Origin of the sequence: Methylorubrum pseudosasae (assembly GCF_029504475.1) — a bacterium.
GTDB classification, from domain to species: domain Bacteria; phylum Pseudomonadota; class Alphaproteobacteria; order Rhizobiales; family Beijerinckiaceae; genus Methylobacterium; species Methylobacterium extorquens.
Genome location: NZ_JAQGDU010000002.1, coordinates 4,559,859 through 4,574,408 on the forward strand (window position 1 = coordinate 4,559,859; position 14,550 = coordinate 4,574,408).

General features: G+C 69.0%; 14 protein-coding genes and 1 pseudogene. 9 read left to right on the forward strand and 6 right to left on the reverse strand.

The window, feature by feature from the left end; genetic code table 11:
* Window positions 1-18: 18 nt before the first annotated feature.
* The gene (gene cmk / locus M2437_RS22610; protein WP_238507913.1) at window positions 19-687 is read right to left on the reverse strand and encodes a (d)CMP kinase; all 669 of its coding nucleotides are present in this window, start codon (window positions 685-687) and stop codon (window positions 19-21) included.
* The gene (gene aroA, locus M2437_RS22615) at window positions 684-2,045 is read right to left on the reverse strand and encodes a 3-phosphoshikimate 1-carboxyvinyltransferase (protein ID WP_253388739.1); all 1,362 of its coding nucleotides are present in this window, start codon (window positions 2,043-2,045) and stop codon (window positions 684-686) included. The genes cmk and aroA overlap by 4 nt, the downstream gene beginning before the upstream one ends.
* A 380-nt stretch (window positions 2,046-2,425) precedes the next feature.
* Between aroA and M2437_RS22620 the strand changes: the two genes are divergently transcribed.
* Window positions 2,426-2,692, forward strand: coding sequence for a hypothetical protein (locus M2437_RS22620; RefSeq protein ID WP_015822654.1), 267 nt, complete (start codon window positions 2,426-2,428; stop codon window positions 2,690-2,692).
* A 180-nt stretch (window positions 2,693-2,872) separates the two neighbouring features.
* Complete coding sequence (locus M2437_RS22625; RefSeq protein ID WP_003600035.1) at window positions 2,873-3,250, forward strand: TIGR02300 family protein; 378 nt, start codon at window positions 2,873-2,875, stop codon at window positions 3,248-3,250.
* Window positions 3,251-3,416: 166 nt separating this feature from the next.
* Here the strand turns inward: M2437_RS22625 and M2437_RS22630 are convergent, their stop codons facing one another.
* From M2437_RS22630 to M2437_RS22640, 3 genes and pseudogenes are all read right to left on the reverse strand, one after another.
* Window positions 3,417-4,148 carry a ferredoxin reductase gene (locus M2437_RS22630; protein WP_253388740.1) on the reverse strand — a complete coding sequence of 244 codons (732 nt, stop codon included), beginning with the start codon at window positions 4,146-4,148 and terminating at the stop codon, window positions 3,417-3,419.
* Between the two features lie 13 nt (window positions 4,149-4,161).
* A pseudogene (locus M2437_RS22635) lies at window positions 4,162-4,769 on the reverse strand (sulfite oxidase-like oxidoreductase).
* A gap of 227 nt (window positions 4,770-4,996) precedes the next feature.
* Complete coding sequence (locus M2437_RS22640) at window positions 4,997-5,497, reverse strand: hypothetical protein (protein ID WP_253388741.1); 501 nt, start codon at window positions 5,495-5,497, stop codon at window positions 4,997-4,999.
* Window positions 5,498-5,841: 344 nt separating this feature from the next.
* Here M2437_RS22640 and M2437_RS22645 point away from each other — a divergent pair, with 344 nt between their 5' ends.
* The 5 genes from M2437_RS22645 to M2437_RS22665 all read left to right on the forward strand — a co-directional run bounded on the left by M2437_RS22645 (window position 5,842) and on the right by M2437_RS22665 (window position 11,087).
* Entirely contained in the window at window positions 5,842-8,022 is a 2,181-nt protein-coding gene (locus tag M2437_RS22645) for a TonB-dependent siderophore receptor (RefSeq protein ID WP_253388742.1), read from the forward strand.
* Window positions 8,023-8,076: 54 nt separating this feature from the next.
* Complete coding sequence (locus M2437_RS22650) at window positions 8,077-9,264, forward strand: PepSY-associated TM helix domain-containing protein (protein WP_253388743.1); 1,188 nt, start codon at window positions 8,077-8,079, stop codon at window positions 9,262-9,264.
* Window positions 9,265-9,448: 184 nt separating this feature from the next.
* Complete coding sequence (locus tag M2437_RS22655; protein WP_012253614.1) at window positions 9,449-10,180, forward strand: Crp/Fnr family transcriptional regulator; 732 nt, start codon at window positions 9,449-9,451, stop codon at window positions 10,178-10,180.
* A gap of 61 nt (window positions 10,181-10,241) precedes the next feature.
* Window positions 10,242-10,550, forward strand: a complete 309-nt coding sequence (locus M2437_RS22660) for a GTP-binding protein (RefSeq protein ID WP_277570422.1) — start codon at window positions 10,242-10,244, stop codon at window positions 10,548-10,550.
* A gap of 153 nt (window positions 10,551-10,703) precedes the next feature.
* Window positions 10,704-11,087 carry a VOC family protein gene (locus M2437_RS22665; RefSeq protein ID WP_253388745.1) on the forward strand — a complete coding sequence of 128 codons (384 nt, stop codon included), beginning with the start codon at window positions 10,704-10,706 and terminating at the stop codon, window positions 11,085-11,087.
* A gap of 85 nt (window positions 11,088-11,172) precedes the next feature.
* On the opposite strand, the gene M2437_RS22670 is transcribed toward M2437_RS22665, so the two are convergent.
* Window positions 11,173-12,993: an ATP-binding response regulator gene (locus tag M2437_RS22670; protein WP_253389662.1), complete on the reverse strand. Its 1,821-nt coding sequence runs from the start codon at window positions 12,991-12,993 to the stop codon at window positions 11,173-11,175.
* A gap of 375 nt (window positions 12,994-13,368) precedes the next feature.
* On the opposite strand from M2437_RS22670, the gene M2437_RS22675 reads away from it, so the two are divergent.
* Together M2437_RS22675 and M2437_RS22680 are read left to right on the forward strand one after the other, a co-directional pair.
* Window positions 13,369-14,103 carry a response regulator gene (locus M2437_RS22675; protein ID WP_082290178.1) on the forward strand — a complete coding sequence of 245 codons (735 nt, stop codon included), beginning with the start codon at window positions 13,369-13,371 and terminating at the stop codon, window positions 14,101-14,103.
* Window positions 14,104-14,276: 173 nt separating this feature from the next.
* Window positions 14,277-14,543: a hypothetical protein gene (locus M2437_RS22680; RefSeq protein WP_253388746.1), complete on the forward strand. Its 267-nt coding sequence runs from the start codon at window positions 14,277-14,279 to the stop codon at window positions 14,541-14,543.
* The last annotated feature ends 7 nt before the right edge of the window (window positions 14,544-14,550 follow it).

A 14,550-nucleotide genomic window follows, 5' to 3' on the forward strand; every position in this document is an offset into this window, starting at 1 on the left:
CGCGGCGCGGCGGGCGCCTCAGGCGGCCTTGAGCCGCTCGACGATGGCGACCGCCTCGGCGAAGGCGGCCTCGGCGTCGAGTTCGGTCGTGTCGAGCACCACCGCATCCTCGGCGGCTTTCAGCGGGGCGGCGGCGCGGCTCGAATCGCGGGCATCGCGGGCGCGGATGTCGGCGAGGATCGCGGCGAGCGTGGTCTCCTCGCCGCGGCCGAGCAGCTCGCGATGGCGGCGGCGCGCCCGCTCCTCCGGGGCGGCGGTGATGAACAGCTTCACCCGCGCGTCCGGACAGACGACGGTGCCGATGTCGCGCCCGTCGAGCACCGCACCCTCCGTCGCTTCGGCGAAGCGCCGCTGCCAGGACAGCAGGGCAGCGCGAACCTCCGGCACCGAGGAGACCCGCGAGGCCGCCTCACCCATCGCCCGCTCCCGCAGGCGCGGGTCGGTCAGCCGCTCCGCCGACAGGTCGGAGGCCGCCCGCGCCGCCGCTCCCGTGTCGTCGAGGTCGCCCCCCGCGTCGAGCAAGGTCAGCGCGACCGCGCGGTAGAGCAGACCGGTATCGAGATGCGGCAGGCCGTAATGCAGGGCGAGCCGCTTGGCGAGCGTGCCCTTGCCCGAGGCGGCCGGGCCGTCGATGGCGATCACGAGGGGCGCGTTGTCCCGGTGCACGGCGATATCATCCGGGATCATGCGGCGGCCCCGTCCTCGATCCGGGCGCCGAGCGCCAGCATGGTCGGGCGGAAGCTCGGGAAGCTCGTGGCGATCATCGCGCCGTCGTCCACGGTCACGGGGCTTTTGGCAGCGAGCCCTAGGACGAGGAAGGCCATGGCGATGCGGTGATCGAGATGGGTTGCGACCGTACCGCCGCCCGCGGGCGCCTGCCCTTCGCCGGTCACGATCAAGTCATCGCCCTCGATGGCGTGGGTGATGCCGTTGGCGGCAAGCCCGGCGGCGACTGCCGCGAGCCGGTCAGATTCCTTGACCCGCAATTCGTGCAGGCCGTTCATCCGGGTCGTGCCCTCGGCGAACGAAGCGGCGACCGCCAGGATCGGATACTCGTCGATCATCGACGGCGCCCGCTCGGCCGGCACATCGACGCCTTTCAGGCGGCTCGCGCGCACCCGCAGGTCGGCCACCGTCTCGCCCCCCTCCTCGCGCTCGTCGAGGCGCTCGATGTCGGCGCCCATCTCGATCAGCGTCGTGATGAGGCCGGTGCGCAGCGGGTTCATCATTACGCCGCGCAGGATCACCTCCGAGCCCGGCACGACCAGCGCCGCCACCAGCGGGAAGGCGGCCGAGGACGGATCGGCCGGCACGACCACGTCGGCGCCGCGCAAGGTCGGCTGGCCGGTCAGCGTGACGGTGCGGCCATGGCCGCCCTCGCCCGACGGCGTGACGGTCACCTCCGCGCCGAACAGGCGCAGCATCCGCTCGGTATGGTCGCGGGACGCCGCTTTCTCGATGACGGTGGTGGTGCCCGGCGCGTTGAGCCCGGCGAGCAGCACCGCCGACTTGATCTGCGCCGAGGCCACCGGCAGCTCGTAGCGGATCGGAATCGCCTCGCGCGGGCCCCGCAGGGTCAGCGGCACACGCCCGCCCTCGGCCTCGGACACGATCTCGGCGCCCATCTTCAGGATCGGATCGAGGATGCGCCGCATCGGCCGCTTGCGAAGGCTCGCATCGCCGTCGAAGGTCGCGGTCACGGGCTGGCCGCCGACGACGCCCATCATCAGCCGCGAGCCGGTGCCGGCATTGCCGAAATCGAGCACGCCGTCCGGATCCTGCATCCCGCCGATGCCGACGCCGACGATCCGCCAGCGCCCCTCGCCCTCGCGGGTGATCTGCGCCCCGAGCGCCTTCGCGGCGGCGGCCGTGCGCAGCACGTCGTCGCCCTCCAGAAGCCCCTCGACCCGCGTCTCGCCGATGGCGAGCAGACCCAGGATCATCGCCCGGTGGGAGATCGACTTGTCGCCCGGCGGCTTCAGGGACCCGTTCAAGGGGCCTCCGGGAGAGGCGGTGACGGGCTGCGGTTCGGAATCGTGCGACACGGGAATCTGCGTCTTGCTCGAGCGCTGCGCTGAGGCGTGTCGGCACCGAGAGGGCACCGAGAGCCGCCCGCCGGATGGGCCCGGCGTGACCGGCGCCCGTTACCATGCGGACCGGCCCGCGTCATCCGGAAGGCCGGCGACGGCCTCATGGTCCCGCTGGAACCCTCGCCGCAGCTCGCTCGGCCGGTTCGCGGATAGTGTGTTATCTTGCCAGATCGCTTCAGCTTATAGTGATAAACCTCCGGCCGCGGACAAAGCTGCCAAGGTCGATGCGACGCCGCGCAACACTCGACTGACCTTCGTTAATCCAATCCCGTGAAAAGAGGGACCGGACAGGCCTAGGGTCGCATCAAACGCTCGACAAGGCCATACATATGTTTATGCTGCTGCCCATGACGCCCGTGCGCCAATGCCTCCGCAAGGTTGATCATGCTTCGGCCATCGCCGATTCGGCGGCTGGCACATGCATTCTCGAAGCTTTGAATGAGCTGGAGAGCGCCTATCGCCGCCCCAGCGAACGCATCGTCGCCCTCGAAGCCATCCTTCATGAATTCGACCGCGACGGACGGGGGGGCGGCACGCCGTTCGGCCGGCTCCTGCGCATCAGCGTCGAGCGGCGGCAGAACAAATGGGCGCGTCGCGCCTGACACCGCCCCATCTTACGTCGCAACCGTTCTCGCCGGGCGCCCGGCTTCGCCCTTTGGCATGACGCTCGGCGCACAACGCGCCATGGCACGCGACACGGCGTTTGACATGGACGGAGGCTGCGACTAACGGGGCCCCTCCCCCGGATCCTTTCCGTTATCCGTCCCCAGAGGTGCGCAGCCGTGGCTAGACCGGAACTCGGCGTCAAACGCCAGTGCATGAATTGCGGTGCCAAGTTCTACGATCTCGACCGTGATCCGGCGACCTGTCCGAAATGCGGCACGATCTACCAAGTCGCGACGTCCCGCGTCGCCCCGCCCGTCGCCAGCCGTGCCACGGATGACGACGAAGACGAGGACGAGAAGAGCGGCCCGGAGATCGTCTCCCTCGACGAGGCCGAGGCCAGCGAGGACGATGCCGATATCGCCGTGGACGACGAAGAGGGTGGCGACAACGCCGCCGGGGGAACGGACGACGACACCTTCCTCGAGGAAGAGGATGGCGACGACGACGTCTCCGACCTGATCGACAACGATTCGGACGGCGACGAGGAAGGCTGAGCGCGCCGCCGGACCGGGAGACCGGTTCGGCGAAACGGATGCGTTGAGCGAGCCGGTTCCGATCCGGACCGGCTCTCGCATGGCTGCCTCGGACAGGCTGGCAGCCGTGCTCTCGAAGGGCGATCTGCGCGCCCTTCCCTCTCCAGGCACCCGAACCGGAACGACGTCAGCCGCCGAACCGCTCCGTGCGGACCACGCTCGGCTTCACGCCCGCATCCACCAGCAGATTAGCCACCGCGCCGACGAAGCCGTTGCCGCCGCAGACGAAGGCGTGGCGCGGCATCCCTAAGCACTCGATCGCGGTGTCGATCATCACCCGGTCGATGCGCCGGCCCGCGGTTGGTCCCTCGCGGGTCAGGAGCAGGGTCAGATCGAAGCCGGTCTCATCGCGGGAGAGTGCGGCGAGCTCCGCCCTGGCGATGGCTTCGGCGGCTTTGCGCACCGAGTAGATCAGCAGCATCGGCACCTCGGGCGCGTGCCGCGTCCGCTCGCGCACCATGGCCAGCAGCGGCACGATGCCGGAGCCGCCGGCGATCAGCAGCACCGGCCCGCCCTCCGCCGGACTCCACGAGAACGCACCGAGGGGACCGCGCAGCTCGATCGTGTCGCCGACCTCGGCCACGGTGTCGAAGAAGCCCGAAACCTCGCCCGCCTCCAACCCTTCGATCATCAGCTCGATGCCAGCGGGATCACCCGGCGCCGAGGCGATGGAGTAGCTGCGCTGCGCCTGGTAGCCGTCGGGCGCGGTAAGACGCACATCGACGTGCTGGCCGGCCCGGTGCGGGCGATCCAGGGGGCCGAAGCGGAAGCTTTTCACCCGCGGCGTCACGGGCGTGATCGCCCGGATCGTCATGGCCCGCCAGGGTGACGGCGAGGGCGAGGGCGCGATGCCGTTCACGTCGGGCAATCCTTCAATCGCCGCTGAAACGCTGCTCACGCCAGGGGTCGCCGTACATGTGGTAGCCGCGCAATTCCCAGAACCCGGCCTCGTCCCGTTCGGTGAAGCGCAAGCCCTTCACCCATTTGGCGCTCTTCCAGAAGTAGAGGTGCGGCACGAGGAGACGGGCGGGGCCACCGTGGTCGGGCGGGATCGGCTTGCCGTCGTAATGGGTCGCCACCATCGCCTTGCCGCCGGTCAGATCCGCCACCGGCACATTGGTGGTGTAGTCGTCGTGGCTCTCCGCCAGGAGGAAGCCCGTCGGCGCCTCGAGACCGGCCGCCGCCAGGATGTCGTCGAAGCTCACGCCCTCCCAGGCGGTGTCGAACTTCGACCACTTGGTCACACAGTGGATGTCGCCGCTCCAACGGGTGCGGGGCAGTTGCGCGAATTCCTCCCAAGTCCAGCTCGCCAGCGGTCGCGAGCCCTGGCGCAGGGTGAAGCGCCAGCCCTCAGTGGACACACCCGCGGCGTGGGCCCGAGCTGGAGCACGGGGAAATCGTCGGTGAGGTACTGACCCGGCGGAAGCCGTTCGCGGATCGCCGCGGCGGGGGGCCGCCCGGTAAAGCCTCGCGTCGCCATCACGCTCCTCCGCCGTCCCATTTGCCGGGAGCTGTGCCGGCGCACCGCCTCCCTTGATCCGATACGAACCCCAGGGGCGGCAACGGAGCGTCGCCCGAAAGCGTTCCGCGCCGGCGCCGGTTCCCGAGGCGCCGTTTCCCCCAAGTGCTTTTTCCCCCAAGTGCCTTTTCCCAGAAAGTGCCTTTTCCCCGAAAGTGCCGTTTCCCTGGCGCCTTGCCGAAACGCCGTCAGGCCGGCCGTGACAGGTCGGGGCGCGGAAGACGCAGGATGCGCGGCCGCCAGATGCCGAGCACGACGTTGATGACCGCGACGGCGAGGATCACCCAGAGGGTGTTGCTCTCGGCCGCCAGCGCGCCTGTGAGGGTGGCGGGATCGATCTCGCCGCGGAGCGCGGCGGTGCTGCGCCGGGCCTCCTCTTGCATCGGCCCCTGGATGCCGACGAAGCCGCCTTCGAACACCAGCACGCCGGTGGCGAGCTTGACCCAGGCCCACCCCGCCTCGCGAAAGCCCGGATGCAGCGCGACCGCCAGCAGCCCGGAGATCAGCGTCAGGCCGAGCGAGGGCAGGAAGATCCATGTGGCGACGGAGCCCATCGCCCCGCGCATCAGGGCGTAGCCGGCGAGCGAGGCGGGCGGCGGGGTGTGATTCAGGAGGATGACGAGACAGGCCATCGCCCCCATCAGCCCGACCGCCCCCATCGTATGCAGGAACTTGAGAAGGCGTCGCATGTCGGTGCGCCCCGGCCGTGGCAATCGCGCAAGGATTGTAGAGGCGATTGGTGACACGAAAGCGCGCGGGGCGCGAGCGGCGCTCCATTGCGGCAAGGCCACCTCCGAACAGCCCGGACATCGGCGGCGCAGGGTCCCGTTCGAGCGAAGACTTCCCGGCCATGCAGCCGACGCACTTTCGTTTCGACTTTAGACTTGGAATAAAATGTTGTTCTGCCGCAACGACATGCCATCCATCGAACAAATCCCACAAAATAAACAAGCATACGCTTGCGGCCTGCAAACCCGCATATGTAAACGCGCCGTGTTGGTTCCGTGGAGCCGGCCCTCGAATCGGAACGACGATGAGCAACGCAGTGCAGGGACGACGTCCCGTCACACCGGGATCGGCCGCGCTCATCACCGGCTCACGCGCTCTGCTCGGCCTCGCCCTGTTCTGCCCGCTCAGCGCCCAGGCGCAAACCGTCCCCCCGGAGGGCGCCGAGGCTGTTTTGTCCGAACTCTCGGTCACGGGCACCGGGGAGCGGGCGGGCGGTCCCGTCGTTGGGTACCGCGCCACGCGCTCGGCCACGGCGACGCGGACGGACACGGCTTTGCGCGACACGCCGCAATCGATCCAGGTCGTCCCGCGCGAGGTTCTGGTCGATCAGCAGAATGTGCGCCTGACCGACGCGCTCACCAATGTCAGCAACGTCCAGCCGGGGGGCACGATCCAGGGCCGCTCCGACACCTACATCCTGCGCGGCTTCCGCACCCAGACCTACGCCATCGACGGGCTGGTGCTGAACCCGGCCAACGCCTTTCAGCCGACGCAGCGCGACCTCGCCAATGTCGAGCGGATCGAGGTGCTCAAAGGCCCGGCCTCCGTGCTCTATGGCCAGGGCGACCCCGGCGGGCTGATCAACATCGTCACCCGCCAGCCGACCCTCACGCCGTCGGCCGACCTGACGGTTCAGGGCGGCTCGTTCGGCTTCCGGCGGGTGCAGGGCTCGGTCTCGGGGGCGATCCCGAGCGTGGAGGGGCTTGCCGCCCGCTTCAGCTTCGGCACGCAGAACGAGGCGACCTTCCGCGATTTCGGCGGCCCGGAAAACTCCCGACACTTCTTCGCGCCGGCCTTCGTCTGGACGCCCGATGCCTCGACGCGGGTCTACCTCAACGCCGAGTTCACCCGGCAGCACAACCAGTACGACGAGGGCCTGATCGCCTTTGGCGGCCGGGTGCCGCTCGACAACGTCCGCCGCTTCTACGGCGAGCCGTGGTCGCGCTACTACGGTGAGGCGAACACGATCACCCTGCTGGCCGAGCACGACGTCAACGAGAACCTGACTCTGCGGCAGGCGATCAACGGCCAGTGGGGGTCGTTCAATCTCCTGGCGACCCGGGCGACGGGCGTGAACGCCGCCGGCACCACGGTGGCGCGGCGCCTCACCGAGGGTGACTCGATCTATCACTCCATCGACAGCCGGACCGAGGCGCTCGGGCGCTTCATCGATCCGTTCGGCTTCCGCCACACCGCTCTGGCCGGTTTCGAGATCGTGGATGGCTTCCGCCACCCGTTCACCACGCAGGGGGCGGCGACCTCGGTTTCCTTCCTCAACCCGATCCGGGGCTCGGTGCCGCAAATCGGCACGCTCACCCTGCAGAGCGACCTGCGGCAGAAGCTCAGCCTGTTCGGCCTCTACATGCAGGACCAGATCGAGTTCTTTCCCGGCCTGCAGCTCGTGCTCGGCGTGCGCTTCGATACGGCCGACCAGCTCTATTTCCAGCGCACGCCGACCACGCGGACGATTCCGCCGGAGCAGAACCTCACCGGGGTCTCGCCGCGGGTCGGCCTCGTCTGGCGGCCGCTGGAGCCGCTCACGCTCTACGGCAGCTACACCACCTCCTTCGTGCCGCAGACCGCCAACGTCCTCAACGTCGCGAGCCCACCCCCGGAGACCGGCGAGCAGGTGGAAGTCGGCGCCCGCTTCGATCTGATCCCCGACCGGCTCACCGTGAGTGCGGCCGCCTTCCGCATCCTGCGGACGAACGTCGCCGCCTCCGATCCGGTCAATACCGGCTTCTCGATCATCACCGGCGAGCAGCGCTCGCAGGGGTTCGAGGGCGACATCGCCGGCGAGATCCTGCCGGGCTGGAAGATCATCGGCGGCATCGGCTATCTCGATGCGGAGGTCACGAAGGATGCGACCATCGCCATCGGCAACCGCCTGCCCGCGGCGCCGGTCTTCAGCGCCAGCGTCTGGTCGACCTACCAGTTCCAGGGCGGCCCCCTGCACGGCTGGGGCTTCGGCGGCGGCCTCACCTATGTCGGCGAGCGCTTCGGCGACATCACCAACACCTACAAGGTCGGCGCCTATGCCCGCCTCGACGCGACCGTGTTCTACGAGATCGACCCGACCTGGCGCTTCGCCGTGAACGGCCGCAACCTGACCGACCGGCGCTACATCGAGCAGCCATTCAACCAGTTCAACAACCAGCCCGGCGCGCCCCTGACCGTGCTCGCCAGCCTGACGGCGCGCTACTGAGGGACGCCCCGTCGGGAACCGAACGCCGACCCGAATGATCGTTTTCAGAGCCTCATGCCGTCAGCCTTCTCTCCCGCCCGCACCGTTGTGTTTCGCCTGCACTGGGCGCTCGGCCTCACCGCCGGGCTCGTGCTCGCGCTGATGGGCCTCACGGGGGCGCTGATGAGCTACGAGGAGGCGATCACCGCCTTCGCCAACCGCGACCGGATACAGATCTCGGCGGCGCAGGACCGGCCGCCGCTCACGCCCTCGGCCCTGGCGGCACGGATCGAGGCACAGCTTCCGGGACAGCGGGTCTCCGCACTGACCCTGTCGGGCGATCCCCTTCAGAGCGCCGTGGCGCGGTTTGCCCGCGACCGGGCGGGCGGGCGGCCTCCGCCCGTCTACGCCGACCCCACGGAAGGGACCGTGCTCGGCCCCGTGCGGCTCGAGGCGTTCTTCGCCACCGTGCGGGATTTGCACCGCTGGCTGCTGCTTCCCGGCGAGGGCAAGGGCTGGGGCCGCACGACCACCGGCGCTTGTGCCATCGCGCTGCTCGTCTTCCTCGGCAGCGGGCTGTATCTGCGCTGGCCCGGCCGGCACCGCTGGCGGGTCTGGCTCCGGCCGAACCTCGCCCGGCCCGGCCGAGCCCGCTGGTGGTCGCTGCACGCGGTCGCCGGGACATGGCTGCTGCCGGTCTACGCGGTGAGCGCCCTGTCGGGCCTGTGGTGGTCCTATGACTGGTACCGCGCGGGTGCGACATGGCTTCTGACGGGCCAAGCCCTCCCGGCGCGGGCCGCTGAGCGCGCGCCGGGCGGCAAGCCCCCCGATAGCAAGATTCCGGAGGGCACATCGGCCATCGACACCGCCTGGGCGGAGTTTTCGGCCACGCACACGGCTTCCCTCGCGACGCTGTCCCTGCCGGGGCCGGAGGCGGCGGCGGCGGCGATCCGCATCCGCTGGTACGCCCCGGATTCGAACCTGCGCAACGAGGCCACCTACGACGCCCGCACCGGCGCCGGGCTCACCGACAAGCGCGCCGCCGACGCGGCCCTCGGCCCGCGGCTGGCCGACAACATGCTGGAGGTACATCGCGGGCGCTTCTTCGGCGCGCCCGTCGCCCTGCTGTTCTGCCTCGCGGCGCTCGTGCTCCCCGGCTTCTTCGCGACCGGGCTGACGCTCTACCTGCTGCGCCGCCGGGCCGGGCGGCGAAGGGCTCCCGCCCGCGCATCGCTGCCGGCCGAGGCATCGGTGCAAGGATGATGGCACGGCTTGGCAGGCCGAACATCGGCCTGAAGCACGCCGCCTCCTTGCCCGAAGCGCCACCGTCCCAACCCGAATTCCGCTCGATCGGCCGGTTGCCGCGGCCCGTGCGCCGTCCGGGGCATCGAACTCAAAGTTCCGGGCTCGCGTTTCCGTAAGAACGCGAGAGGGGCTTGAACCAGCGATGGGCGTATCATCACCACGAAATCGCCTGCTTCAGGCTTTGCCACCCAGCGAGCTGGAACAGCTCCTGCCGCAGTTCGAGCGTGTCCAGGTTCAAAGAGGCGACATCCTCTGGTCCGTCGGGGATCCGCTGGACTTCGTCTACTTTCCGGAAGCCGGATTGTCGTCGAACGTCGCCGTCACCGGTGAGGGGCGGCGGATCGAAGTCGGCTGCTTCGGCTCCGAGGGCATGGTCAGCACGGCCAGCGTATTGGGCGTGGATCGCGCCACGCACGAGCTTCTGGTCCAGGTCGGCGGCCCCTGGCTGCGGATCGGGGCCGAGGCGTTCCGCGATGCTCTCCGGAGCAGCCCCGCCCTGCACGAGCTGCTGCTGCACTACACCCATACGGTGATGATGACTGTGAGCCAGACGGCGATGTCGAACGGCGCCTACTCCGTCGAAGAGCGGCTGGCTCGTTGGATCCTGATGGCGCACGACCGGCTGGAGGGCAACGATCTCTCGCTCACCCACGATTTCCTGTCGATCATGCTGGCGACGCAGCGATCGACCGTGACGCTGGCGATCCAGGCGCTCGAAGGCTACGGCGCGATCCAGGCCAAGCGTGCCCTGATCACCGTCCGCGACCGCGGGATGCTGTGCGACCTCGCGGGAAGCAGCTACGGTCCCGCCGAAGCCACGTACGAGCGCCTGATCGGTCCGTTCCGGAAGAGTCCGACCCCGTCCCCAGAGTGAGGACGCCGGACGAGACGCAACCGTCATCGCCGTTCGATCCGGACGCCTGCTGTCGGAGGCGCTGCGCGACCTCCTGTCGAAGCGGGCGCGCGACCTCGTGCCGGCCTTTGACCGGCTCGTGATCGAGTCCACCGGACTCGCTCACCCGTTCCCGATTCTCTCGACCCTTCGGGCCGATCCCGTGCTCTCCCACCACCTCGCCCCCGGCACCATCGTGGCGACCGTCGATGCGTTCAACGCCGCGGATCAGATCACGCGCCGGCCGGAGATGACCAAGCAGATTTCGGCCGCCGACCGGATCGTCGTGACGAAGGGCGACCGCGTGACGCCGGCGAGGTCTTTACCAGCCTTCGCTGAGGCGGCGCTCTGACGTTCCGGTCGGCCCGCGTGGAGCTTCGGTGCGCCTCCTCCCGTGACAAAACTCATAGGGAAGGAGAGGTTCTGGCCGGATCAGGACCTGATGCGCGATACGCATTGAGCTCCGCATAGGCCGGTCGGCGGACAAGCGATGGGAATGGCTGACATGAAGGTGACGGTTTCCATCGACGTCCCGTCGATCGAAGAGGGTCTTAAGTTCTTCGGTGAGGTCTTCGGGTTCGTCGAAACGGCGCGGCCTCATCCCGGCTACGCGACGTTGGCATCGGGCGATGCGACGATCGGGCTTCTCGCGAAACCGGCCGGATCATCACCGGCGCCGGGAAGCAACGACCTCCGCCGGTATGAGCGCCATTGGACACCGGTTCACGTCGATTTCCGTGTCGATGACTTCGAAGGAACGCTCGGGCGCGCTTTGGCGAATGGCGCCAGATCAGAACAGGTGCACCGCGTGCCAGGCTTTCTCTCCGTTGCGTTCTGCAGCGATCCTTTCGGACATGGGTTCTGCATTGTTGGCATGAACACGCTTTAGCCCCCGACAGCGCCATCGATTCGATCTGATGGTCGCTCTGGGCGGCAGGGAGCGCCCCGCCTGACCAAGCCGCCCGGTTTCGCCCCTAAGGCACCCCCACCGCCTCCCTTGGAAACCGCATCGCGAACTCGGCCCCCTGCCCCGGTCCGTCGGAAAACGCTTCGGCGCGGCCGCCGTGGAGTTCGGCGATGCGCTTGACGATGGAGAGGCCCAGCCCCGTCGAGCCCTCGCCGCCGGTGGGCTTGGCCGAGAGGCGCTGGTAGCGGCCGAAAAGCCGGCCGGCATCCTCCGGCGACAGGCCGGGGCCCTGGTCGGCCACCGCGCAGACGAGGTCGCCCCCCTCCTCCCGCACGCTCACCGCGATCGCGCCGCCGGGATAGGAATACTTGATCGCGTTCGAAACGAGGTTGTCGAGGGCCTCGCGCAGCCGCTCGGCGTCGCCGCAGAGAGTCAGCGGGCCGGCGAGATCCATCACCAGACTCTGGCCCTTCGATTCGGCGAGCGGACGGTTGGCCTCGCAGACCTCGCGGGCGAGGCCGGCGAGATCGACAGGCTCCCGCCGCAGGGTGATGTCGAGGGCGTCGTTCATGGCGTCGGCCATGAGGCTGTCGATCATGTCGATCAGGCGCGTGGCCGAGGCGCGGATGTGCTCGACCTGGGTCAGCATCGCCGCCTGCGCCTTCTCCGCGCCGGAGGCATCCCCCTGATCGAGGCCGATCAGGTCGGTCAGCATCTCGGAGCGGCCCAGGATCACCGAGAGCGGGTTCTTCAGGTCGTGGGCGATGGTGCCCAGAATCTCGGTCTTGAGGCTGTTGGCCCGGCGCAGGTCCGAGCGCTGCATGTCGAGGCGGCGGTTGGCCCGGATCAGCTCGGCGGTGCGCTCGACCACCCGCTGCTCCAAGGTGACGTTGGCGCGCTGCAGCCGCTCGTAGAGAATCACGTTGTCGAAGGCGACCGAGAGACGCCCCGCCAACAGGGTGATCAGCGCCCGGTCGGTGTCGGAGAGCGGGCGGTCGGTGTCGATCAGCGCGACGATCTCGCTGCCGCTCGCGGTCTGGACATAGAGCGTGGAGAGGTTGTCGCCGAAGTTGTGGCAGCGCGCGGCGAAGGCTTGCTCGACCAGGGGCTGGATGCCGGGATCGAGCGGCCAGCCGGGGTCGCGCCCGACATAGCCGCCATAGAGCCCCGAGCCTGCCAACACGCAGAATCCGCCCTCCCGCCGGTCGGCGGCATCCTCGCTCTCGCGCAGAACCAGGATGCCGGCGCAATCGACATTGAGGAGCGAGGCGACCTGGGTCAGCACCCCTTCGGCGAGCCGCTGCATCGACTTGTGGTCGAGCAGCATCGGCGCGGCGTCGATGATGATTTCCAGGCCGCGCCGGGTCTCGTCGAGCCTGCGAAGCTGCTGGTAGGCGCGGAGCGCCGCGGTGAGGCTGGTGAAGAGCTTGTCGGCGGTGAGTTCGGTCTTCGCCTTGTAGTCGTTGATATCGTAATCGACGATGACGCGCCGCTCCGGCGCCTGCCCCGGCTGGCCGGTGCGCAGAATGATGCGGACGGTCTCCTCCTTCAGCTCCCGGCGGATGTAATCGACGAGCCTCAGTCCGGCATCGTCGGTCTCCATCACGACGTCGAGCAGCACGATGGCGATGTCGCGCCGCTCGGCGAGCAGCGCCCGCGCCTCCTGAGCCGAATAGGCGGAGAGGATGTCGAGGCCACGCCCGTCGAGACTGTAGCCGGCGAGCGCGTAGCGGGTGCCCTCGTGGACGGCCGGATCGTCGTCGACCACCGCGATGGTCCAGGTTCCGGCTCGGGTCGGCGCTTCCGCAGCCTCGTCGGGGATGAGTTCGAGCCAGTCGTCGTCGTTCATCGCGTGAAGGCCTTCCGCGGTCTTCGAGGTCGCCCGCATGCATCCGCCGACCGAATCAGCGTAACGCATGCGCTCACGCCGCCCTTGATGCAGCGGCGCGAGCGGTGACGCCATTCGAAAGCACACACCGCGATGCTTAGCGAAATCTTGCGACGAAATCGTATCGAAAGGCGAGCGGTCTCAACACATGCCCCGCTGCTCGACGTCGGGCGGCTTCAATGATCGTGCACAAGTTCGGCGCGGCTCGCCCGCCAAGATCCGTTGATCGCCGTCCCCATGGTGTCGCCAAGCTAGGCCGGATCGGGCATGGTGAGGGCGAAAGCTGTCGAGGCTGGCCGAAAGTGCCTTTCCGATTCGAGGGACGATCGAGGTGACCATCCAATTCCTTCCGCCGGACTGGACAGGCGCGGGTCGATGACGGCGAGCGGCCCCCACATCGCCGTCGTGGACGACGAGGCCGATGCCCGCGCCATGGTCGGCGACTATCTGCGCCTGCACGGCTTCGACGTGGCCCTGTGCGAGGGCGGGCGGGCGCTGCGGGCGCATCTCCAGATCCGGACGCCGGACCTGATCGTGCTCGATCTCAACATGCCCGAGGAGGACGGCCTCTCCATCGTGCGGGATCTGAAGGCGCGAAGCCCGATTCCGATCATCATGCTGACGGCGACGGCGAGTGCGATCGACCGGGTGGTGGGGCTCGAACTCGGCGCGGACGATTACCTGCCCAAGCCCTGCGAGTTGCGCGAACTCGTCGCCCGGGTGCGCTCGGTGCTGCGGCGGGCCCAGGTCGCGCCGGCATCTCCGCAGGCGGCGGCGCCCGAAGCCGCGGCACCGACGCGAACGGTTCGGTTCGGCACGAAGTGGCTCGAACTCGACGCCCTGCGCCTGCGCGACGATGCGGGCGTGGAGCAACCGCTCACCCGCTCGGAATTCGATCTCCTCAAGGCCTTCGCCGACCATCCGAAGCGGGCCCTGTCGCGCGAGCGGCTGCTCGACCTCGCCGACGCCCGCGATCCGGACGCGTTCGACCGGGCGATCGACGTGCGAATCAACCGCATCCGCAAGAAGGTGGAGCCGGACCCGGCCAACCCGCGCTACATCCGCACCGTGCGCGGCCTCGGCTACATCTTCCGCCCCGAAGGCGACTGAAAGCGCCGTCCGGCCCCCGAATGTTTCGTCGGCGGCTGCGAGACGCAACAATCGCCCCTGATCCCGTGATCCTGTGACGGGCGACGCAAAACGCCGGACATGCCCCCTGCCTACAAGCACTCCCATCAACGACGGCAAAGCCGCGGGAGGATGTCATGCAGGGATTGGTTTCCATGATCGCCGCGAGCGCGGTTTTGTCCGCCGGCCTCGTCGCCGGCTTGGCCGCGACGGATGCCGCCGCCGGCCCGAAGCCGGCTTTGTCCGCAGCGCCCATCCAGGCGCCCGCCGCGATAGCTACCAAAGCCTCGGCGTCCAAGGCGACGGCGCTCAAGGGCGAAACATCGACGACCGCCCCCTGTGCCGCCGCGTGGCCCTACCAACCGGCGGCGTGTGCCGCCGACGGGCGCAAGGTCCGCATCATCGCTCTCACCGCGCGTTGAGGAGGGC